General features: G+C 54.2%; 22 protein-coding genes and 1 tRNA gene. 17 read left to right on the top strand and 6 right to left on the bottom strand.

The annotated features are described in order from the left end of the window. The first annotated feature begins 93 nt into the window (after nt 1-93). The 4 genes from HDF15_RS09705 (at nt 94) to HDF15_RS09695 (ending at nt 3805) form a co-directional block, all read left to right on the top strand. The gene (locus HDF15_RS09705; protein WP_260330982.1) at nt 94-1869 is read left to right on the top strand and encodes a GMC oxidoreductase; all 1776 of its coding nucleotides are present in this window, start codon (nt 94-96) and stop codon (nt 1867-1869) included. A gap of 364 nt (nt 1870-2233) precedes the next feature. Further along, a complete protein-coding gene (locus HDF15_RS09700) occupies nt 2234-3103 on the top strand; it encodes an NAD(P)-dependent oxidoreductase (protein ID WP_184255038.1) in 870 nt (289 codons plus the stop codon). A gap of 33 nt (nt 3104-3136) precedes the next feature. Next, nucleotides 3137-3265, top strand: a complete 129-nt coding sequence (locus HDF15_RS25845) for a hypothetical protein (protein ID WP_260330981.1) — start codon at nt 3137-3139, stop codon at nt 3263-3265. Between the two features lie 96 nt (nt 3266-3361). Then, nucleotides 3362-3805 (top strand): hypothetical protein, encoded by a 444-nt coding sequence (locus HDF15_RS09695; protein WP_221314360.1) that lies wholly within the window; start codon nt 3362-3364, stop codon nt 3803-3805. Here HDF15_RS09695 and HDF15_RS09690 read toward each other — a convergent pair. After that, on the bottom strand, nt 3791-3895 hold the full coding sequence (locus HDF15_RS09690; RefSeq protein ID WP_311733073.1) for a DUF3309 family protein: 105 nt from the start codon (nt 3893-3895) through the stop codon (nt 3791-3793). The two genes, HDF15_RS09695 and HDF15_RS09690, sit on opposite strands and share 15 nt — an antisense overlap. A 475-nt stretch (nt 3896-4370) precedes the next feature. Here HDF15_RS09690 and HDF15_RS09685 point away from each other — a divergent pair, with 475 nt between their 5' ends. Both HDF15_RS09685 and HDF15_RS25840 read left to right on the top strand, forming a co-directional pair. Then, nucleotides 4371-4556, top strand: coding sequence for a CsbD family protein (locus HDF15_RS09685; RefSeq protein WP_184255036.1), 186 nt, complete (start codon nt 4371-4373; stop codon nt 4554-4556). Nucleotides 4557-4996: 440 nt separating this feature from the next. Continuing rightward, complete coding sequence (locus HDF15_RS25840) at nt 4997-5377, top strand: hypothetical protein (RefSeq protein ID WP_260330980.1); 381 nt, start codon at nt 4997-4999, stop codon at nt 5375-5377. A gap of 217 nt (nt 5378-5594) precedes the next feature. Here the strand turns inward: HDF15_RS25840 and HDF15_RS09675 are convergent, their stop codons facing one another. Beyond that, nucleotides 5595-5825 carry a DUF3606 domain-containing protein gene (locus HDF15_RS09675; protein ID WP_184255034.1) on the bottom strand — a complete coding sequence of 77 codons (231 nt, stop codon included), beginning with the start codon at nt 5823-5825 and terminating at the stop codon, nt 5595-5597. Nucleotides 5826-6420: 595 nt separating this feature from the next. On the opposite strand from HDF15_RS09675, the gene HDF15_RS09670 reads away from it, so the two are divergent. The 4 genes from HDF15_RS09670 (at nt 6421) to HDF15_RS09655 (ending at nt 10014) form a co-directional block, all read left to right on the top strand. Beyond that, nucleotides 6421-7746 carry a DUF4365 domain-containing protein gene (locus tag HDF15_RS09670; protein ID WP_260330979.1) on the top strand — a complete coding sequence of 442 codons (1326 nt, stop codon included), beginning with the start codon at nt 6421-6423 and terminating at the stop codon, nt 7744-7746. Next, the gene (locus tag HDF15_RS09665) at nt 7743-9212 is read left to right on the top strand and encodes a hypothetical protein (RefSeq protein WP_184255030.1); all 1470 of its coding nucleotides are present in this window, start codon (nt 7743-7745) and stop codon (nt 9210-9212) included. The genes HDF15_RS09670 and HDF15_RS09665 overlap by 4 nt, the downstream gene beginning before the upstream one ends. An 81-nt stretch (nt 9213-9293) precedes the next feature. Next, entirely contained in the window at nt 9294-9626 is a 333-nt protein-coding gene (locus HDF15_RS09660) for a hypothetical protein (RefSeq protein ID WP_184255028.1), read from the top strand. A gap of 226 nt (nt 9627-9852) precedes the next feature. Beyond that, complete coding sequence (locus HDF15_RS09655; RefSeq protein WP_184255026.1) at nt 9853-10014, top strand: hypothetical protein; 162 nt, start codon at nt 9853-9855, stop codon at nt 10012-10014. Between the two features lie 695 nt (nt 10015-10709). On the opposite strand, the gene HDF15_RS09650 is transcribed toward HDF15_RS09655, so the two are convergent. Both HDF15_RS09650 and HDF15_RS09645 read right to left on the bottom strand, forming a co-directional pair. Next, nucleotides 10710-11216 (bottom strand): DUF4411 family protein, encoded by a 507-nt coding sequence (locus HDF15_RS09650; RefSeq protein ID WP_184255024.1) that lies wholly within the window; start codon nt 11214-11216, stop codon nt 10710-10712. Further along, a complete protein-coding gene (locus tag HDF15_RS09645; protein ID WP_184255022.1) occupies nt 11217-12410 on the bottom strand; it encodes an XRE family transcriptional regulator in 1194 nt (397 codons plus the stop codon). It lies immediately after the preceding gene. A gap of 305 nt (nt 12411-12715) precedes the next feature. On the opposite strand from HDF15_RS09645, the gene HDF15_RS09640 reads away from it, so the two are divergent. Together HDF15_RS09640 and HDF15_RS09635 are read left to right on the top strand one after the other, a co-directional pair. Further along, nucleotides 12716-12785, top strand: a tRNA-OTHER gene (locus HDF15_RS09640). A gap of 252 nt (nt 12786-13037) precedes the next feature. Then, nucleotides 13038-13268, top strand: coding sequence for a hypothetical protein (locus HDF15_RS09635; RefSeq protein ID WP_184255020.1), 231 nt, complete (start codon nt 13038-13040; stop codon nt 13266-13268). Nucleotides 13269-13473: 205 nt separating this feature from the next. Here HDF15_RS09635 and HDF15_RS09630 read toward each other — a convergent pair whose 3' ends face one another. Further along, entirely contained in the window at nt 13474-14919 is a 1446-nt protein-coding gene (locus HDF15_RS09630; protein WP_221314359.1) for a hypothetical protein, read from the bottom strand. A 479-nt stretch (nt 14920-15398) separates the two neighbouring features. Then, complete coding sequence (locus HDF15_RS09625; RefSeq protein ID WP_184255015.1) at nt 15399-15719, bottom strand: ParB/RepB/Spo0J family partition protein; 321 nt, start codon at nt 15717-15719, stop codon at nt 15399-15401. A gap of 432 nt (nt 15720-16151) precedes the next feature. Here HDF15_RS09625 and HDF15_RS09620 point away from each other — a divergent pair, with 432 nt between their 5' ends. From HDF15_RS09620 to HDF15_RS09600, 5 genes are all read left to right on the top strand, one after another. Beyond that, nucleotides 16152-16826: a hypothetical protein gene (locus HDF15_RS09620; protein ID WP_184255013.1), complete on the top strand. Its 675-nt coding sequence runs from the start codon at nt 16152-16154 to the stop codon at nt 16824-16826. After that, the gene (locus HDF15_RS09615) at nt 16765-17328 is read left to right on the top strand and encodes a hypothetical protein (RefSeq protein ID WP_184255011.1); all 564 of its coding nucleotides are present in this window, start codon (nt 16765-16767) and stop codon (nt 17326-17328) included. The genes HDF15_RS09620 and HDF15_RS09615 overlap by 62 nt, the downstream gene beginning before the upstream one ends. 274 nt (nt 17329-17602) lie before the next feature. Beyond that, complete coding sequence (locus tag HDF15_RS09610; protein WP_184255009.1) at nt 17603-18118, top strand: hypothetical protein; 516 nt, start codon at nt 17603-17605, stop codon at nt 18116-18118. Then, nucleotides 18061-19053: a DUF5666 domain-containing protein gene (locus HDF15_RS09605; RefSeq protein WP_184255007.1), complete on the top strand. Its 993-nt coding sequence runs from the start codon at nt 18061-18063 to the stop codon at nt 19051-19053. The genes HDF15_RS09610 and HDF15_RS09605 overlap by 58 nt, the downstream gene beginning before the upstream one ends. A gap of 338 nt (nt 19054-19391) precedes the next feature. Then, nucleotides 19392-20912, top strand: coding sequence for a sialate O-acetylesterase (locus HDF15_RS09600; RefSeq protein ID WP_184255005.1), 1521 nt, complete (start codon nt 19392-19394; stop codon nt 20910-20912). Nucleotides 20913-20989: the final 77 nt, after the last annotated feature.

Genomic DNA, 20989 nt, shown 5'->3' with positions numbered 1-20989 from the left:
CACGCTTCAGATCTTCTTTTGAGAGAAAGGGCTGACATAGGCCTGGATAGGCGGCAGAGTTTTAGCTGTTCTTAATCCAGGAGAAGTCTCGGCTTGCATCTAACTGTCATGGCAATCGAATACGACGCGATCATCATCGGTACCGGAGCAGGTGGTGGAACCCTTGCACTGCACCTCGCCCAGGCCGGCAAGAAAATTCTGATTCTTGAACGCGGCCCCTTTATGCCGCAGGAAAAGCTGAACTGGGATACATCTGCGGTTTTCCTCGACAATCGCTACCACACGAAAGAGACATGGCAGGATAAGGACGGCAAGGAACTCCATCCCCAGCAGTCGTATTTCGTGGGCGGGCAGACAAAGGTCTACGGAGCTGCCATGTTCCGGATGCGTGCCGAAGACTTCGGCGTCATCCAGCACCAGGGTGGCATCTCTCCTGCGTGGCCGATCTCTTATGCCGATATCGAGCCTTACTATACCCGCGCCGAAGAACTGTTCCACGTCCACGGCGATCTCGGCACCGCACCCTCCGTACCTGGCGGATACGGCTCCTCCTTCGATCCCACCGAGCCCTTCCATTCCAAAAGGTATCCCTATCACGCATTCGCGAATGAGCCGCGCATGCAGTCCATCGAAAACGACGTTCGCAAACTCGGAGTCAACACTTTTCCAATTCCTCTGGGACTCAAGCGCAACGAATCTGATCCATTCGCCTCGAAATGCGTCCGCTGCGACACCTGCGATGGATATCCCTGCCTCGTTCACGCGAAGTCGGATGCCGACGTCAACTGCATTCGGCAGATCATGCATCTGCCCAACGTTACCCTGATGACAAACTCACGCGTTACACGCCTGCTCACCAACGCCAGCGGAACCGCAGTCACCGCGGTTGAAGTCATCCACTCCGGCTCTGTAAAATCTGGCGGCTCCGAACAGGAATTCATTGAATCCGATGCGCCTGCGGCATCGAGGAACGGCAACACCGCGATCTACACCGCAGCTTTCTTCGCCGTGTGCGCCGGCGCCGTCAACTCCGCGGTCATCCTGCTGGCTTCCGCCAACGACAAGCATCCGACCGGTCTCGCCAACCGTTCCGATCAGGTAGGACGCAACTTTATGTATCACCAGGCGGATGCCCTGCTCGCCATCTCGACCGACCGCAACGAGGACAGTTACACAAAGACCTGGGGTACGAATGACTTCTATCTCAGGGATTCCGACTCGAGCTATCCGTTCCCCCTCGGGCAGGTGCAGCCGGTTGGCAGCTTCCACTTCGAGATGATGAAGGGAGACGCGCCGCCTCTCACTCCCGGCTTTGTCCTGGAAGGAATGAAACACCATGCCGTGCCATGGTGGCTCACAACGGAAGATCTTCCCGACCCGGATAATCGGGTCACACTTCACAACACGACCCCGCTCTCGGTTGAAAACCGGCAGCCCGGCCTCGCTGGAGCCCATCCCGCAGGGGATACGGGCCGCACCAACGAGGCGGAGGCCGTGACGGACGCTGCGCCCAGGCGAATCCAACTCTCTTACACACCAAACAACGTCAAATCATTCGACCGTCTCAAAGATCGCTGGGTGGACGTTCTCAAGAAGGCTGGCCACGCAGCTACTTCTGTACCGCTCCACGCTTATTTCAAGAAGCGCATTCCGCTTGAGGGTGTCGGTCATCAGAATGGCACTTGCCGCATGGGCAGCGATCCCTCTATCAGCGTCCTCGACCCGCACTGCAAGGCCCACGACCTCGATAACCTCTATGTTGTCGATGCATCCTGCTTCGTCTCAGCAAGTGCTGTGAATCCATCGCTGACTATCATCGCTAATGCCATACGAGTAGCGGATCATCTGCTGTCAGATCGCCTTAAGTAAAAGATGCGCACATGCATGAAGAAATGCGAACCGAGACCTCACCTATGTTGGTGTAGTTTCTCGTTATCATCGCCTTGACGTTTACAAGAGCGCGCTCTCCGCTACTCCACCTTCCGATCATTGCCGCTATTGACTTTGGAAATGATGATTTTTGCGGAGTTAGCGGTGATAGGAAAAGTGAAATCGTGAGGGTCGTAGAAGTCTTAAGCTTGCAAAGGGCATCTGACCACCAGTGAGGTGATTTGTGAAGATCGGTTATCTAGGCAAACAGGACTCGTTTGCGGTGGAAATGTTGAGACAACTAAAGGCTAAAAATCCGCAGGACGACTTTTTAGCATGGCTGCCAAGCGAGAGGGCCCCGGCGATGGATTTGGAGGTGCTGCTTGCGATCGGCAAGGTGAGCGCCGCAGAATTGGAAGGGCAAACAAGGCTGGGTCTGCTGCAGACTGCCTCTGCGGGGTACGACGGGGTGGATGTAGAGGCCGCGACGAAGGCTGGGATCTGGGTGGCTTCTGCGCCGACAACGAAGACGGGCAACGGAGAGTCGGTTGCAGAGTTTGCAGTGCTATTGATGCTGGCAGCATCTCGCCGGCTGAATGAGTCATTGACGTACACACGGGATAGCGCGCTGGATCGTCCGGAGAAGCCAGAGATGAATATGGCGCTCTACGGCAAGACGATTTGCATCGTAGGGCTTGGGGGGATTGGGGATTTGCTGGTAGAGCGACTGCGCGGATTTGGGATGGTGCTGACCGGCGTAGACAAGTATCCAGAACATGCACCGGGAGGAGTGAAGGCATATGGTATCGATGAGTTGAAGTTCGCGCTGGCAAGTGCGGACTATGTCATTCTGGCGATGCCTGGGACAAAGGAAAACGAGAACATGATCGACGCAGAAGTGCTGGCGGTGATGAAAAAGGGTGCGGTGCTAGTGAATGTCTCGCGCGGAATACTGGTAGAAGAGTCTGCGCTGCTGGCAGCGGTGAAGAGTGGCCACCTTTATGGGGCAGGGTTGGACGTTGTGAAGGATGAGCCAGTGAAGCCGGGCAATCCGTTGCTGTCCGACCCGCGGATCCTTGTAACACCGCATATTGCCGGATCGACGGATGTAATGCTGGAGGGGACAGTGAAGTACCTGAGTGAGGTGCTGGCTAAATATGGAAAAGGCGTACGGCCAGAGGGCACGGTAAATGAACCAAAGGAACCACGGATATCTTTGCGCAAGAAGGCGTGACTGCCTCCAACGGCTTAATTGGCATGGTAAGGAATGAGATCATGGCGCCCCCTCCTCAGCACCTCGAACCTCGCCCTGCTCGCTGTCGGTGGATTGCGTCTGGCTCTTCCCGAATCGCTGCTCCTCACCGTTGTAGGACTGCTGTTGATTCCCTCGGTCTAGTCCCGTCAGCGTGGATTGGACGATCTCAATAAGGTCCTCGGGTATGTCGTAACGAGCGTCGTTACGATAGATATGATCTGGTGACTTTATTTGCTCGTGGCCGCGCTGCCTTCGCACAAAGAAGCTCCCCAGGATCTGTTGCGCTCGGCGGCGGCCTTGTGGATCACAAATATCCTCGTGTTCGCCTCGTGGTACTGGCGGCTGGACGCAGGCGGTCCCCGCGCCCGTGAATTGCGTGGTACGCACACTGATGGAGCATTCCTGTTTCCGCAGATGACTCTCAACCAGCAGGCCAGGGTGGCCATGGGGGAGCAAGGCTGGAGCCCTAACTTTGTGGACTACCTGTTTCTCGCCTTCAACACCAGCACCGCATTCTCGCCAACTGACTCGCCGGTTCTCTCGCGATGGGCCAAGGCTCTAATGATGGTGCAGTCGCTGATCTCTTTCGCAACCGTGGCGCTTCTGGCTGCCCGCGCCCGTCAATATTCTGTAGGACGATCCACCGCCGATGACCATGGATCTCATTTAAATCACATGTAACAACAACAGGACGAGTACGACCAGTACGATCAGGCTAAGACCACCTCCACCGTAGTAGCCAAGCCCAGGCCCCCAGGCGATAACCGCCAAAACCGAACACTAACAAAAGCACAATCAGCAAAATAATCATAGCGATCTCCAGTTAGAACACGTTCGGACGATACCCATCGCGACACGAAAACATGTCTTTCCATATGTGATGCGCCATCCTGCGTAGAGTCTGTTCCTAATTGCTCACAATTTTCCACTGGGATTGCCATATGAATATACGGAATGTATGAAGAAATCTATCTTCATGCCCCATGGAATTGAGGAACTTGATTTTTTGCTCGTGGTCATCGCTATGCCAGCTTGACGCGTCTGGCTGCCCAAACCGTGCAAAAGGCCACAACACGTCCAGAGGGTTAACTGTGATGCCGCACGGTTGACCTATATCGGAAAGTCGGCGGTCAGACCCGCGCCGATCGATACGATCTGGGGTCCTGAAGGCGAACAATATCTGCAATTCCTTATATCGACATATCGCATCCGGGTCTATATGCATCTCACTTAGACGAGGTGTCATATGAACAACGAACATGTAAAAGGTGCAGCGGAAAAGGGCGAAGGCAAGGTCAAGGAAGTAGTTGGCCATGTTACTGGCGACAGGAAGCTCGAGAATGAAGGTAAGGTAGATCAGGTCAAAGGCGCCGTCCACAGCGCGGTAGGAGATGTGAAGGACGCTGCCAAGAAGACCTTTCAAGGGGATTAAGTAAACACTGCGATTAGACATCGGAGTTTTGCATTGGCAAGACGGAGCCGCTCTTATTACAACGGGCGGCTTCGCTGCGTGGCGTTCAAGACTTAATTTGCGAGCTTCAATTAGCACTAAGTTCTCCGCGCCGTAATTAGGCAAAGCCATACAACCTCGGTCGGGCATGCGACAAAGCGTACGCCTTAGATAGCTGGGGGCACTCGGACACTCGTCTGCGACCACTTGGAGGTATCGAATGGCGCTGGCAAGGGTTTTAGTTGTTGACGATAACGAAGCGATCCGTTTGAGCCTCTGCGCCATTCTTGAGAATCACGGTTTCGATGTCACCTGTGCTGCCGACGTTAGTGAAGCGCTCAGATACATCAGTTCACACAAATACATGTCCTGCTGAGTGATTTACATATGCCGTAACGTTGCTCTTGAGTGCATTCCCAGAGATGTCCGCAGCCGCCAACGCGATCCTCATGCAAACGGACGAGATCCTGGTCAAGCCGATGAATGTCTCCGATCTCCTTGACGCGATCACGCGACAACTCGTCAAGGGACCGCTCCACAAGCGCAAGGTCGAAACGCTGGCCACCATTCTCGAACGTACGACCGAGGCCAGTATCGCTGATTGGTATGGAAGCATAGAGAAGGAAGACACCTTGATGGCAGTTGCTCTAACCCGCGAGGCACGCTACAAGCATCTGCCTCACTTCCGTGATCTTGGAAGACGCCTACAAGCCTTTAAGCCCCTCGGCACCAAAGAACTGAAGTCCGAATCTGCTTCCGATCATGGGTTGGAGCGGCGCGGACAGAATACACGGCCGCGATGATGGTAAAGGAGACCCGCATTCTTCAGGCGACCATCTTCCATACACTTCAGAAAAACCTGGGACGATCCACTTCAGCGTCCTGCTTCTGGTCAGGATGACAATCGCCGACGAGGTGGATTCTCAGTTGAGCCAGGCGATGAAAGCTACATCGCGGAGTCCGTTCATGCCTTACCCTCCTGAACGGCCGATCTGGCAGTAGTCGAGCCGAGACAAGATCTTAAGTCGCCTTGTGTGCATGGAGTGCGGCGCGAACTTTTTCGACGTGGGTCCCGTGACTACGGATAGCTTCGTGGAGTTGGTCGCCTGTGACATTGAACTCTTTAGACCAGTAGGCGATGTCGGAGGCCGTCTTGGGGTTGATCTCTTTTGAGTCGTGTGGGCCTTTGATGTGGTCTTCGTGGACGATATGAGGTTCGTGGACTTTAGGGGCGTCGTGGTGCTCAGACATACGTGTTCCCTCATTTTAGGTTCTCGTTAGATGGATGAGAAACGGCTGGGCGAAGATGTATACCAACAGTGGATTCGTGGATTGATAGCCAGAGGAGTTGACTGAAAGAGCGCCCCGAGTTGTGCCGGTGCACCTATCCTGTTGTCGCTGACGGAGACCAGTATCAGCGACGACAAGTGAACTTTTGTCTACTGATTACTGATCGAAGCTGAACTCAAAGGTCCAATAAGGGGATTTTTTTCGTGTAATCAGTGGCGTAAGAGTGTGGTCTGTACCATCTGGTTTCAATGAGTTGCGTGACCGAGCTCCACGAACAGGAAAGGCCCTGGTATGTCGGACGCGGGCAGTTCACACGCTGTGCGAGGATGCCGGCGATGTCGCTACGACCAGTCTGATCGAGAACTGGATTGATCAGGGGCAGAAGCGAAGCTGGTTTCTCTTCGAATCCTCGCTCTGTAGATAGGTGGAATCGAACCTAGATTTACACGGATTTATACGGAACCATCGGAGTTAGTTCTAGTTTCCTACGCCAATCCGAGATAATGGGAGTATGGCGAGCAGAAGGCGATAGCAGAGCAAAATTCGGCCAAAAATCTTGTCGTCCACGGGACAAACTGGCCAGCAGGGAGTCAATTTCATCGAGGGGGTTCTCTTGAAGATGGGCTCCCGCTGGACGGCCAGCGGACCGAACGAAGTGGGGATTGATGGTTACATCGAGCTCTTCGACCCCGCTAAGCGAGTCCCTTTGGGCCTGAATCTGGCCGTACAAAGTAAAGTTGTCTCGTCCATCCGTGATGCCGTCGACGAATTCCGTTATACCTGCGATCCGAGTGATTTGCAGTACTGGCTTAAAACCAATCTTCCGGTGATTCTGATCGTTTCCGATCCAGAGACGCAGCAGGGCTACTGGGTTTCCATTCCCGAGGTTTTCCGGGACTGGAAGCCCGGCGACAGCACCTCCATTCTTTATCGAAAAGAACAACACCGCTTTAGTACGGCGTCCCTGTCGGAACTCGTGCGCGTGGGCGCACCGAAGGGAGGGTTATACCTTCCGCCACGGCCCACTGCCGAACGTCTTTGGAGCAACCTACTTGCGATTGAAGGATTGCCCGCTGTGGTCTATGTGGCGGCGACGCAGTATCGGGACCCCACGGATATATGGGAGATTCTGAATCGGAAGAAGATTCACCCCGCGTCCGGATGGATTATTTGGGAGAAGAAGCTTGTCAGTTTCGAAGATCTATCGAACTCGGATTGGGACTCTATCTGCGAGCCTGGAACGGTCGAAGGGTTCGACACCGTGGAGTGGTCGGAGTCTGACGATCCCGAACGGACGCGCCTCTTCGTCCAATTGTTGAACAAGACGCTGCGCGCACAGGTTGACGCCCGTCTGCGGTTTTGGCCGAAGGACGACTGCTTCGCGATGGTTGGGGAAAAGCGAAAGCAATCCTACAAATCGCTCAAGCGGACGAGTGGCCTGAGCGTCGTTTCCCCATTCAGCAGCAAGGCCAAGGATGGAAGGGTCTTCCACTATCGTCGACACCTTGCCTTTCGCGGGCAATTTCGCTTTTTGGACGGTGCCTGGTTTCTTGAGGTCACACCGACCTACCGCTTCACCAGTGACGGTTTCAAACGTGACATGTTCCACGAGTCGCGATTGAAAAAGATCAAAGAGATCGAGGGAAATCGCGCCGTGCTGAGTTGCGTGCTCTTCTGGGCAAACCACCTTCAGCCGGAGGACGGACTCTTCGCCGGTCCTCAACCGCCCATCATATTCGGCGAGTTGAAAACGATCAATGTGAACATCGGAGTGGAGGACAAGTCCTGGCAGCAAAATGATCCAGACACGGCGGCGCTCGACCAGCAGAGCAGCTTGCAGGGCCTCTTGCCGATGGAGATTCCGATGGGAGAGGCCAAATGAAATTCGAATTCTTCGATGAGCCTGAACTCGAATTTGGCAATGGCGGCACTCATGTGGACATTCGCTATGGCCTCATAGAGCACGGGCCATTGGATCTCGGCGAGGCGACCGCACCGCAGCAGATCCGCGTGGGACTTGTCGGAACGGCAGAGAGCGTGGCCGCTGTGCGGGCATGGTTCGAAAAGTGTGAAGCCGGGATCGACGCCAAGAAAAGCCGTCTTGGGAATCTCTTTCCGCCTTTTCCGGGTTTTCGCGAGGATACAGCGTTCCGCTCGCAATTGATGTTTCACGACCGCTGGACTTCGACGATTCGTCAACGGGAGATCGACCCGCTGCTCCAGACGCCTGGGAGTCCTACCCTCGTACAGGACTTCGTCAAGCTTTTCATTGAACACGTGAATGCTGTGCGTGAAAGCGGTGGGCCGATGGTCATCGTGTGCGCGCCACCCAAAGATGTTCTCGATGCGGTTGATGCACGGGTCTCGCGTAAGGTAGACGCACAGGAGCAGGATCTGGATGAAAGCGCGGAGGCGACGGAAACAGACGTTCCGAGCCCCGCTTTCCATGACCTGTTGAAGGCCGAAGTCATGCGGGTTGGCGTGCCAATTCAGATGATCCGTCCTTCTACCTATGGCGGACAGGCGAAGCGCAACCCGAAATCAAGGGCCAGCTCTTTGCCTTTGCAGGATGAGGCGACACGAGCATGGAACATTCACGCCGCACTCTACTACAAAGCAGGGGGAGCTCCGTGGAGATTGCTGCGCAATCCGAGTGAACTGACGACGTGCTTTGTAGGCATCAGCTTTTATCGGAGTCTCGACGGGGACCGGATCATGACGTCCGTCGCTCAGGTCTTCAATGAGCGGGGGGAAGGTGTGATCGTCAAAGGAGCGCAGGCAGAACTTGATAAGAACGATCGGCAACCCCATCTAAAGAAGGAAGATGCCAAAGCGTTGCTAAAGAGTGCGATCGCTGTATATCGCAAGGAACATCACACTAGTCCGGCTCGGCTTGTGGTGCACAAAACATCGCGACTGACGGCTGGAGAGATGGAAGGCTTTCGCAGTGCTGCGAACGAACACGACATCGAATCGGTCGAAATGATTAGTGTCAAGCCTTCGTTCACTAGGCTTTATCGAGAAGGGACGTATCCTCCGCTGCGAGGCAGCTTCCTGAAGCTCCAAGAAAACAGTGGTCTTCTCTACCTGCGTGGAAGCGTTCAGTTCTTTGAAACCTATCCGGGGATGTATGTTCCAAGGCCGCTCGAACTATCCGTGACAAAGGCTGAGACGAGCGTCGAACAGATCGCGCGAGAAATGTTGTCGCTGTCGAAGCTGAATTGGAACAACACCCAGTTCGATGGAGGAGAGCCCATCACGTTACGAGCAGCCCGCCGCGTCGGAGATATTCTGAAGTGCATTCCGGAGAATGGCATCATCCTGCCCAGCTTCCGTTTCTTTATCTAATCCTATGACTATCCCTCTTTCCGATGCGGAGTTGGGCGCGAGGTTGGACGCCCGGAGGCAGCAAGGCGCTTTCTTGTGCCCATGAATCCGGTGGAAGGCGCCGCTCACAATCAATGCCACGAGAATGCAGAAGCCTACGTGCGACAGCATGTGGACTTCCAAGTAGTTCGAGGCTGGTTGATTGAAGATTTTGACAGCTTTACTTACTTCAACGCACACAGCGTCGTGCAAGACCCGTCTGGTGAACTCTTCGACCCAACGCCGATGAGGCAGCATTGCCGCTTCATACTGCATGAAGGCGATGAGGAGGAATTTGCCCTGCAACGTCACAATCGTCGGCGTATCCAGTACCCGGCCGTTGAACTGGACTGGCATGATCTGGGCACCCCAGTTGAAGATGATCCGGTGTATTGATATCGCAGCGAAGTGAAGCTGCTAAGCAGCGACTTGATTCGTCGGGGGGACTTTGCCGAAAATTCAACATTCGATTCCGATTTACCACCCCATGCAAATGCAAAATGTTGGAGCGGGAACCGCCTGCACTCTCACGATTGCGCGTTTCGAACGTACCGCTTTGCACGGCCGAGAAATTACATCTAGATTTCCGATGATCGCGAGCGTTCTTCCCGTGGGTCAGACTATGAACATCCGGTCAAGCCCCGACGGATTAGACGATGAGAACGCGAACATCATTGTGTTTTATGAGTCGATCTCTGGAGATCGATACTGCAGCACTTATTACACCGATGAAGAAGGCCCAATCCTCAACTACGAGGACAATCCCTGGTTTTGGCCGGATTAAACGAAGCGCAAGCCGAATACCGCGTGGAACAAGCGTTCACATCCCAAGATTGTTATCTACCGCTACAGCAACCTCCTGCTCGGATCCGAGATACCTTTCTGTCGTTTGAATCGAGCTGCCCTCCGCTGGAACTTGATTTGCTGCAGATCACCGCCGCTCTTTCAGCAAATCTTAGCGCAGGTCCGGCGGAGATCGTGGGCTCCGAACCGCTCAATCCCAATCTCTTTCGCTGAGTGCTCGATCACTGAACAGACCGACCAGTCGCTCAGACTCTTTCCTACCTTCCCGCCCTTGGAGATGGACCGCAGCAGTCTCCCTTCTTCGATTCCCCCCGTAGTCATCCAGGCATTGATTCTTTGATTGGCTGCGACCGTCCGAATGCGCCTTCCTCTCCCCTCAAGATCCGCCAGAACCCAGCGGCCTTCCCTAAGCTGGATAGTCTCAACCTCTAGAGTGGCCAGCTCGGGGCTTCGAACCGCCGATCATCGTCGTTTTTTCGCAAGCCAGCCTCGGGTGGACGACCAAGCGTTTTACGATCCAGTGGGTCCTGTAACGAGAAAAATCGATATACTTTGTCGTGTTAAAGCGCGGTTGGTGTCGTTCAATTCCAATGAGTTGCGTGCCGTTGTCGAAATGGCACAGAAGAGGTCATCAGTTTGATCTAGTGCCCACCATAACCAGAGGAATGGCTAATCCTAAGTTCTCCATCCCGTTCTAAAGCCGAGCGCTCTGTTAAGCGCAAATGGACCACAGCTGATTGCTCCGAGGTTTTGGCATACGTCGGGAACCTTACGATTGGCTCGCTGGGCCGATGGCCGTGATACTTCGGTCCTAACGACCGTTCGTTTTGCGGGATCTGCCAGCGCATATGCAATCAGAAAGGGATCACGTCCGATCTTCTCAACTTCGTCGTCGCTCAAGTCAGCGGCGTAGCCTGTGGAGACGACATGCTGCACCAGAGCAACATCAACGAGTTCATCGAGCAACAAAGCTGACTCAATCTCAGGAATGCAGATCCAGTCGAGCAGAGGATCATCATCCTTTCGTCCTGCCTTTATCTCTTCCATGATTTCGCGCGGAATCTTTAGCCGGTTAGACTCTGCCTGATGATGTACCCAACTCCAGAATTCTGGAACCTGATCAAGAGGATAATAGGTGCTGTTTGCGGTAATCAGGACGTTCGCGTCGAGGAGATAGAGCACTTACCGACCACCCCGCGTTCCGGCAGTGTAGATCAAGGGATCGACATTGCGAGGCTTAACACCGAGTACCTGGCTCGCCCTTGTGTATGTGAGAAATCCCTCGGCAAGCGAGTTCTTCACAAGATCCACTACGGCATGCCCTAGCCGATGTCTCTTCACAACGTAGTAGCTTGGGCCGCCCTCTTTTTTCTCTTTACTCGCTGGCTGCGCCTGCGCCGCATTCCATTCGTCCGCGTAGTGTTTGTCCAGCTCTCGCCATCTGACCTGAGTGATAATGTCCACGCGAAGAAGCTTGTAGGCAACCATCGCCCGGCTTATCTTCCGGCTAGTGGCGAACTGTGCGATCGCCCCAACAGTCTCGTCCAGAGAAGCACGACGCAGAAAGCGCAGGCCGGCCATTTCGGCCTCGGGCAACAGCATCTCCCCGGCCACACTATTGCAATAAACTTCGATTCGAGTGTCGGTATTGCCGCCACTCACGCCCGTCGTCCCAAGCCACAAATGCGTCAACTCGTGCAGTGTTGTAAAAGCCCATGCCACCGACGCGTCTTGGTCATTGACGACGATAAAAGGCGCGACCGGGTCCGCGATGGCATAGCCTCTGAAAACACCGCTGGGAATGTTCGTGTGATGGCTTCCCAGGTTGCCGAGCAGCAACACGAAGGCACCAGATGCCTCGACCTTTTCGCGCAGGTAGCCGAATGCCGCTGGCACATTCGCCTGCCTTCTGAATTCGTCGAGTGAGAAACCTAACCTGACTGTCATGCGGCGCGCCAACTCGACGGGCGAAATATCCATCGTTACCGATGAGACATAATCAACCCTCTTCGGATCTGCTTGATCGAGCAAGTCCTTAATGATTCCTTGCCGCCCGCGAATGTCACGGATCAGGGCATCAAGCGTAGGATCGTACTCAGTGGGGTTGGCACCGGGAGCCCTCCGAAAGTCCTGGCCCCGATCGCTTGTACGCGGCGGCTCGCTGAGATAAAAAACGAGCAACGACCGGTGATATACCCGCGCCATGTTCAGCAGAACACTACGCGACGGCTCCTCCGTCCCCGCCTCCATGGCTTGCAAGCGCTCTGCCGCGGTCCGTTCCTGAGTGTTCTTGAATCCGAGAGCGTGAGCAGCCTCATCGACTGACAAACCAGCCGCTTCGCGAGCCCATATCAGGATGTGGGGATTAAGTGCCATTTCTTTCTGATCCTAGCTTATCGAGAGGTAAAGACGACAGCGTCAATGATTCGCTTGTCGGGAGGCTTGGACCACATATTGTGGTCCAGTTGCGGCTCGTTTTCGTGTTCCCAGTGGCGTAGAGTGCGGCGTAGAGTGCGGTCTGTACGAGCCATCTTCAATGATTAGATTGGCGCGTTGCCCCAAAAGGCTCCGAACAATACCCGAACGTCGTAAGGTAGAAATGATCCGATTTCGTCCTAAGTGATCCTACACCCGCGTCGCCCTAAGCTACTCGTGCTCAGCAACTTACGCTAGTTCTAAGAGGCTTAGATACTTTGCCAAGCAGCCCTGAAAAGGCCGGCGTCGGCGGTTCGATCCCGTCTCTGGCCACCACATTATAAAAGACTTAGCGGAAGCCAGGTTTGGCTCCATATTAGTTCAAGACACATAGAGGACACATCTGCGATATCACGTGGGACCACTAGGTACCACGTGCTCAAGCTGAGCGTCCTATCTTCTTTTGCGCAACCTCACTCTCTTCCCTTTCTGACTGCGGTTCCAGCTTGCTCAACCGCTCGCCATGGAGAGCGGTTGATTGTTCCTGCCGTCTTAGGTGCCCTCTTCTCTTTTATGTCTAGAGGTTTTATGAGCATCGTTGGCGGTTCAACTCGTCGCATGAAAACCGTTTGGTTGTGCTCGCTTGGATTTATATTCGGCGTACTCTACTGCATCGCTTGGCAGGACAAAATTGCTTGGCTCTTCGGTTGGGCGGAAGCATGGAAAGCGCTTGCTGTTGTCTTCGCCATCGGGTCGATCTATCTCTGTAGGCGGCTGTTGCTCAAGCAGTCAGCGCAATCTGAATCCCAAGCTCAATGAAGCCATAGGCCATCTCTTCGGAGGCGGCCTTGCAGCGTCTGTGGACGCGTCACCGCCGTCCGTGGCAGCCCTGAAATCCTCTCCTGATCCAGCATGAGAAAGAGCACGCTGCTTCGCATCGGGAGTAGGGTGACACATCACCCACAACGGGAGCTGCTGAAATGACCCTTTCAGTGAGTACATATCCTTCAGTTAGAAAGTTGGCCTATCCGGTGAGTTGATTTTCGGCAGCCTCAGAGCTATTCGACTGCCGTCTGCGTGACCGTTCACCCCATAGTTGCTGAAGGAAGATGGCCAAGACCACGAAGACCAGAGGCTGGGTCTCGAGACGAAAGCGCATGTTCTCGCCCACCTCCAAGAGATTGCTCACCAGGAAGACATAGCCAATGGTCACCGACATCACCATGATGATCAGTTTGCGATGCGGGCTGTTGCTCCACATCGTCTGACGCCGCAGGGAGAGAAGAGCGGCGAGCACGATGAAGTAGGAGACAATGGCTCCCACACATATGCTCTGCAGCCGCGTCTTTACAGTCGCATGTCGCGGAGGCGGCGGCGCGCTAAGAATTGAGTACACCTCTGGCGGAATACCGAAGATGTTGCAGCAGAGGCGTCGTGTAGCGTGATCCAAGTTGACCACCGCAGCGTACTTAGCTGCATTGTCATCTTTTCTGTTAATTAAGTAGTAGTCGGAGGATGGTCTGAAGTAGTCGAAGACAGCGACGGCCACACCGAAGAAGTAAGGTTTCGGATGGTGGCGGATGAGAAAGGAAACGTCGCGTGCCTGAGCATCGTGCATGCGCAACATGGCACGGGAGTTCCAGTTGACGTCTCCACCAGTCTTTTTCACGATATCGTCCAGCTGTGGACTGCTACTTGGCTTTGCCTGCCAACGATCGCGCAGCCACGCTGCGAGATCCTGGTCGGAAACGATAGCCAATGGGAAGGTAGAAATTTTCCCTTCTTGACTCCAGCGTTCGAGGGATGGGTCGTTGCTCTGCCAATGCTTGGCAAGGCTGAAAGGAGCCCAGGTCGAGGATGTAAAGTGGTGAAACACGATGTAGTTTTTCACCGGCCAGAGTAGGGAAAGACAGATGCCGATGAGAGCTGCACTGAGGATGCGAGGTCTGGTGTTCTTCAAGTTCCACCAGAGAACGGCCAGTACAGCAAACATCCAGACCCATTGGTACGTGGAACGCACTAGGGTAAGGCAGACCATTAGACCTACCAACGACCAAAGAGCGAGGCTAGACCGGCTGCGTACAAAGCAGACGATTGCAAGCGTCAGTAAACAAAGCAGGGCGTAGCAGAGCTCTGAGTAAAGGGCGTCGAACTCATAGGTAATCTCAGTTGGATTGAAGATCAAGAGAATACCTACAGAAAGAGCCAGGAGGGGAGATATCTCAAGGCCGATCAAAGCAAGATAGATTGCCAGAGTGGCAGCGAGTGCAAGAAGCAACTGCGCGCCAACGATCACGTACCCATAGTGTAATCCTGCAGCCTTCTCGGCCAAGCCGACAAGTATGTTGAGCGCGGGAGGTTGGGAATGCAGCAGGTAAAGGCTGCGTAGAAGATGATGCTGCAGTAGATCCAGATCGAGCAGTTGCCAGAGACCAGTTGCCTCGTTCGTCGGATATCTTATTCCGGACATCCATACCCAGGTTCGAGTGGCAATGAAGACAAATGCGAGAAGCGCAATGTGGCTATATTTCACTTGCGATTTACGGAGAAATAATTTCATTCAAATATATGTCCGACCCTCAAAGTCTTCCCACACGATACCCATCCCTTTAGTGCTGAGTACATCCCACTCGGCACAAGCGTCCTTTGTTCGTGCCAAGTCGAAGAGCGACGGCTATGCGGAGGGATGCGGGTCGGGAGTTGCGGGTACCGGCTGGACTTGCGCAGATAGGTATTGTTCTATCCGGTCCAGTCGGCCGGCCCGCTGCAACTCCTGTTTCTCCTGCTTGTCCTGGACGTCGCGAGATCCCGTTTGAATCTCTAAGTGTTGCTCAGTTTTACCCGCGACCTACTGCTTCCGCCAACCATCAAACCGCTCGCGAAGCGTTTGCGCTCGGCTCGCTACGATTGTATGCTGAGTCGCATGGCTCGGTCGAATCCAAAGAGTATTCAGGAACTCGAAGCGCAGAAAAAGCGATTCGGGAAGCCTTCGGCCTCCTCCATCGGGTGAACGTCGCGACACTGAAGGTTTTCGACAAGCTGCGCCTCCAGAACTTCCGCGTCGGTCATCTCGCGGATGAGTGCGGGAATGGTTTCCTTCCCGGCCAGCAGAGAGGCACAGTAGCGCCGCGCTCCGAAGACGATCTGCAAATGCTCTTCCTTCGGTCGGGCAAGAATAGCCTGATAGATGCCGGATTTGCGAACGGTGTCCGCGAGTTCTTTCAAGTCGTCCTCGTCAAAATGCTGGCGAGGGTTCGTGGGAGATTCCACAAGCAAGGAAAGTTAGTGAAAACCCCTCAAAAACCTCACTCGCTCTCTACCCGTAATCGCCCGCATCCGAGGATCTAACTCCGGCGCCTGGCGCGCACTCCCATTGAGGTAGCGGGCATCAAGCAGGTTACGAATGGGCTGAGGAACACAACATCTCAGATGAGGAGCATCTGCGAGGAGGCGGGCGATCATTCCAACTCTCCATCATTTGCTGAGGGCTGCCTGGTTCGCTTCAGAAGACGATGGGGTGGTAGCCAACTGCCAGCAGGCTCGTTATAGAAGATGACAAAGCAATGACAAGCATCTCCAGTGTTTGCGTTTAGCTTGTTGTAGTACATTCAATTGCCGAATTCCTTAGATAACGCGTCGGTTCCAGGACCTTACGTGGCGAAAACACGCGATGGCAGAAAGTTTAGAGGAACCTGAATTCGCATGAAGGATTTTGATTTGCTTTTGCAAGGACGAGTATTTCGCTGTGGCGTCCTGGTTCTGCTGACACTCATTCTTCGGATAGCAAGCGCATCAGGCCCCTACTATGTCGATGCCTTTCGTCATATCCACTCCATCGAATCCGGAGTACTTGTCATCCATGCTCCCGGCTACTTTTTATTCAATGCAGTAGGCTTCTTTCTCTCTCACTTGCTGCATGTCTCACCTGGGAGTGCGCTGCAAGTCCTGAACATAGCCTTAAGCGCTTCAGGAGCTGCGGTCTTCTACCTTCTTGTGTCACGATTAGCCATTCCATCCCCTTTTTGGCTCGCTCTGGCGTATGTTTGTCTGCCAACCGTTTGGTTCTCGAGCGACATACATAGCACTTACGCCACCATGACGTTCTTTGCTCCTCTGCTTATTCTTGTTGTGGAGTGTGAGCAGGCTTTCATCTGGGGATGCATGATCTGGGCCGTGATGACAGGATTTCGTCCCTCCGATGGTGTCTTTGTACTTCCGTGGATGGTGCTCCAGGCTCTCCGGTTTCCCTTGAAAAAAACGGCTGATTGGTATCTCGGTCGCAATCCCTATTGTCGCGGCCTGGTGGATTCCGACAATGGAGCGCATTCGCGGCAACCTGGTCTCACCGTTAAGCTCTTCTGGCGATCAGGTACATAGCCTGGCCCAGGGTGTGTTGAGCGGGCAGTTTGGCATACATGCTCTCGTCAATGTGTTCCACGCTTTTGCCGGAACGATCATGACCTGGGGTGTGCTACTACCTTTTGTATGCCTCGGGATGGCCGCATTCATTCGGAACCCTGTTGCGCGCAGTATGACTGTATTTCTTGTGCCGGGTGCGGCCTTCTTTTTTCTCTATTTCATCTCTGACGGACTTTACTTTGCCTATGTGGCTGCGGCGGGGATGGTGCTCGCAGGAGTGTCCCTTGCAAGATGGCCTCCAAGGCAAAGGCAAACCGTTTATGCGGTCGCTATCTCCGCATCAATGCTTTTTATGATCTCCGCACGGACTGCTGATGGAAAAAGATCCCAGATAAGGGCCGTGGCTGACGCCTATTTCCTGAAGTATTCCATACCTTCGCTCAAAAGACAGAAAGACCCGAGGTTGGCTAGCTTGCTGGAGAAGTGTCACGACAGTTCGGTGCTGGGTATATGTAAGTAATGACTTAAGCCAGCAAGCCGACGGGGTGTAAGTCTCAACCGTATTCAAATCGGTTCCTTGGCTGAAGCTGCTTATGTCTATTCCTTCGTTTATTCCACCGGGATGAGCACTGTGTCATCGGCGAGAAGCGTTGCGGTTGCGCCGTACCTTGGCGGCTGTGAACATGGCGGACTGAAGCTGCCCATCTGAAGGTGAGTAATATCGATATCTGTGACAACTCTTCTTATTCTGACGTGTTAAGTTAGACAGGTTTTAAGCCTTAGGTGGCCCAATCATGCGTAGTTTTTTACCTCGTCCGTTTCTCCTTGGAACGCTGGCCCTTCCTCTTCTCACTGGTTGCGGTTCAAACGCTCCTTCCGGCTCCGGCGGCCTCACCGGAAATACAAACGTCACGCTTCTGGTCTCCAGCACCGCTAATGATCGTTTCCCGTCTTTCGGCATGACGATCCGCAGCCTTACGCTCACAAACAAGTCCGGCAAATCAGTCTCGCTCATCAGTTCAGCGGAGCAAGCTGAATTTATCCGCTCCAATGGCACAGCCGCCCCTCTTCTCATCGCCACCGTGCCTCAAGACGTCTATACCTCTGCAACCATCACCCTGGATAATCCTTATTTCTCATTTGTAACTCCCGATCCCGATGGCGGCATCGTGGATGAAACCTTCACTTTGGGGGGCAGGTCGAAACTCCCGCCGTTGCTATCCAGGCACCCATCACAATTACCGGCGACACCATGGTGCTCGATCTCAACCTGTTGGCAGCTCAATCCGGCACTTACGACGGAACCCTAACCGGCGTCGACACCATAACGCCCGCCTTTCAGCTAACCGCTGTCACGATCGCAAGCTCTCCCATCTCCGCACAAAACGGTAAACTTTCCAATCTCAGCGGAGACATCACAGCGCTATCCGGTACTACCTTCACCACGTTGTTACCTGGGACAATTCCCACCAGCGGCGGTATCGGCTCCTCGTATCTGCAAAGCACAACCAATGCACCGATTACAGTCGCCACCAACAGCAGCACCATCTTCCAGGGCGTCGCCAATCTCGCCGATCTTGCTGCGGGCTCACTGATCAACTTCGACGCTGCCATCCAATCCGACGGCACGCTTCTCGCCACGCGCGTCACGGCCTACGATCTGCCTGCACAGAACCTGGCCACCGGAGCTATCACCAACATCACCCCTACGCCTCCTGCTGGTGCATCCCCTCTTTTCGGCCTCGACCTCCTGGAACAACAAGGAAGCTATCTCTCCGCAAATCCAATCGGCCCTCCAGTCTTCACACTTAACAACGCAACCTTTCAGACTGCGCCGCAGATTACAAACGTCTCCTCTCTTCCCTTCACTGCCAGCTTCAGCCTCGCTAGCCTGATTCCGGGCCAGGAGGTCGCCGTCAGCACCGCTACCTTCTCTACCGCACCAGGCGTCTTTACCCCCGCCCGCACCGTTACCCTCGTGCCCCAAACAATCGATGGCAGCATTGTTTCTATTTCTTCCACCGGAAACTTTACTGTTTACACCTTGGCACTGAGTTCCCTTGACCCGATTCCCATCGAGGGCGGTCCATCCTTCGTCACAGCCTACGTCGCACCCGATGCCCTTCTTCTTAACACATCTTCCCCGGCGTTGAATAGCCCATTGCGTTGCACTGGACTCCTCTTCAATGACAATGGCACGTTACGTATGGACTGTAAGCAGGTAAATGATGGTGTTACTCCTTGAAGCCATACCCACCCCACAAAAGTAAATAACCGCACGGCCCTCCCCCAAAGCCGTGCGGTTCGTCCTGTACTTGAGCAGATATCTGTGCTGCAAGCTTAGCCTGTGCGATTCTGTCGAGATAGCGTAGACGCTTTGCGCGATGGAGATTCGAGGGTTCATAGTGCGTAGAGCGGCAACCTAAAAGAAGTCGAAGAGTGCCAATGATCACCGAATACTGAATCAATATTCGGCAGGTACAAGCGAACGGTCTTTCTCGGCCAGTATGCATAGAAGATATTCGCTCGAGCAATCTCCCAATCTGGCAGGTAAAATCGCGACATTGCATGGAGGTTCAACCTTTGAAATGGCTTCAGCTATTAATTCTGTTCGCCCTGACTTCGCAGGGGGCGAAAGCTAACGCCGAAGTTCGCCTCCCACACCTCTTTTCCGATCATGCTGTCCTGCAACGCGATCGTCCGATCCACGTGTGGGGTTGGTCGGCCCCCGGTGCGCACCTGGTGGCTCACTTCCATCAACAACAGGTTGCGTCGATTGCAGATGCCGGCGGGATATGGAGTCTCTATCTGCGCTCTGAGAGCGCCGGAGGGCCGTATGTCCTAACGATTACAGGCGACGGCGCGGATGTGGCAGTACACGATCTCCTGGTCGGAGATGTGTGGATTGCGTCCGGACAAAGCAATATGGAATTTCCGCTGCAAGGGTTCGGGCCAGACACGCCCCTGAAGAATCAGGAAAACGAAATTGCTGCCGCCACACAGCCAAAGTTGAGGCTGCTCCGGCTCGAGCATAAGAGCAATGACTTTCCACTCGCTGATCAACAAAACGTCTGGACGCTTTGTACGCCCGACACCGCGAGATATTTTTCCGCTATCGCTTATTTCTTCGGACGCGATATCTCGCATCAAGAGAACGTTCCAATCGGATTGGTAGACACGACCTGGGGAGGAACCCCCGCGGACTCCTGGATTTCACTGAACACGCTTGGCTCCAATGCTCAGCTTCTGCCTGCGTTCCTTAGCAGAGCCCATTTTGCCGACGAGCAAAGAGACCTCAACGCGATCCTTGCCTCGGAAAAGGCCGAAGACGAAGCGGCTCAGCACGCAGGCAAGCATCTTCCGAAGCACCCATGGCATCCCGCTGAGGAAGCATGGGTGCCGGCAGGGATATACAACGGCATGATCTCCCCGCTCGCGCCGATGACGATTAGGGGGTTCCTCTGGTATCAGGGCGAATCGAACTCCGCACATGATCGCGCTCCTTATTACAAATCTCTGTTTTCGGCGTTGATCGGAGACTGGCGGAGTCACTTTGCACAAGGTGATCTTCCTTTTCTCTACGTGCAGATTTCGAGTTTTGATTCTCCATCAGAGGATTGGGGTGCTGTCCGCGATGCACAGCGCCGGACGCTCGATGTCGCCAACACGGCCATGACCGTTACGCTGGATATCGGCGATGCAAAGAATGTCCATCCCAGCGATAAACAAACGGTTGGAGCACGTCTGGCTCTAACTGCTAGGCACCTGGTGTATGGTGAAGCCATTCTCTCGACCGGGCCGCTCTTTCGAGAAGCTACCAGGGAGAGCAATCCAGATGGATCGTTCAGCATGCGCGTTTGGTTCGATCACTCGAAGGGACTCACGTCCAAAGGAAAACCACTCAGCGCATTCGAACTCGCGGGGCCTGACCGCCACTTCATCGCCGCAACGGCACGTATCGATGGAGAGACCGTCCTTGTAAACGCGCCAGAAATCCTTCAACCTATGTATGTTCGTTTCGGATGGTCCGGTGTGGTGGACGGGAATATCTACAACTCAGCCGATTTACCGGCGTCAACATTCTCTTCCGAATTAGCTCCGTAGAGATGGCTAATATTGACTGGGCACTTCAACTACGGATATGCAAGATGATCATAAGAGGCATCGCCTGCAGTACCACA

Source organism: Granulicella mallensis, assembly GCF_014203225.1.
GTDB classification, from domain to species: Bacteria; Acidobacteriota; Terriglobia; order Terriglobales; family Acidobacteriaceae; genus Granulicella; species Granulicella mallensis_A.
This window is presented reverse-complemented; position numbering and strand designations above follow the sequence as displayed.

What these genes read in the sequence shown, in the direction of transcription:
- HDF15_RS09610 (WP_184255009.1), top strand. Translation starts at nt 17,603, where the DNA reads ATGCGTAGTTTTTTACCTCGTCCGTTTCTCCTTGGAACGCTGGCCCTT.
- HDF15_RS09665 (WP_184255030.1), top strand. Translation starts at nt 7,743, where the DNA reads ATGAAATTCGAATTCTTCGATGAGCCTGAACTCGAATTTGGCAATGGC.
- HDF15_RS09620 (WP_184255013.1), top strand. Translation starts at nt 16,152, where the DNA reads ATGAAGGATTTTGATTTGCTTTTGCAAGGACGAGTATTTCGCTGTGGC.
- HDF15_RS09645 (WP_184255022.1), bottom strand. Translation starts at nt 12,410, where the DNA reads ATGGCACTTAATCCCCACATCCTGATATGGGCTCGCGAAGCGGCTGGT.
- HDF15_RS09635 (WP_184255020.1), top strand. Translation starts at nt 13,038, where the DNA reads ATGAGCATCGTTGGCGGTTCAACTCGTCGCATGAAAACCGTTTGGTTG.
- HDF15_RS25840 (WP_260330980.1), top strand. Translation starts at nt 4,997, where the DNA reads ATGTCCGCAGCCGCCAACGCGATCCTCATGCAAACGGACGAGATCCTG.
- HDF15_RS09630 (WP_221314359.1), bottom strand. Translation starts at nt 14,919, where the DNA reads ATGTCCGGAATAAGATATCCGACGAACGAGGCAACTGGTCTCTGGCAA.
- HDF15_RS09660 (WP_184255028.1), top strand. Translation starts at nt 9,294, where the DNA reads ATGAATCCGGTGGAAGGCGCCGCTCACAATCAATGCCACGAGAATGCA.
- HDF15_RS25845 (WP_260330981.1), top strand. Translation starts at nt 3,137, where the DNA reads ATGAGATCATGGCGCCCCCTCCTCAGCACCTCGAACCTCGCCCTGCTC.
- HDF15_RS09700 (WP_184255038.1), top strand. Translation starts at nt 2,234, where the DNA reads ATGGATTTGGAGGTGCTGCTTGCGATCGGCAAGGTGAGCGCCGCAGAA.
- HDF15_RS09615 (WP_184255011.1), top strand. Translation starts at nt 16,765, where the DNA reads ATGGAGCGCATTCGCGGCAACCTGGTCTCACCGTTAAGCTCTTCTGGC.
- HDF15_RS09605 (WP_184255007.1), top strand. Translation starts at nt 18,061, where the DNA reads ATGGTGCTCGATCTCAACCTGTTGGCAGCTCAATCCGGCACTTACGAC.
- HDF15_RS09675 (WP_184255034.1), bottom strand. Translation starts at nt 5,825, where the DNA reads ATGTCTGAGCACCACGACGCCCCTAAAGTCCACGAACCTCATATCGTC.
- HDF15_RS09655 (WP_184255026.1), top strand. Translation starts at nt 9,853, where the DNA reads ATGAACATCCGGTCAAGCCCCGACGGATTAGACGATGAGAACGCGAAC.
- HDF15_RS09685 (WP_184255036.1), top strand. Translation starts at nt 4,371, where the DNA reads ATGAACAACGAACATGTAAAAGGTGCAGCGGAAAAGGGCGAAGGCAAG.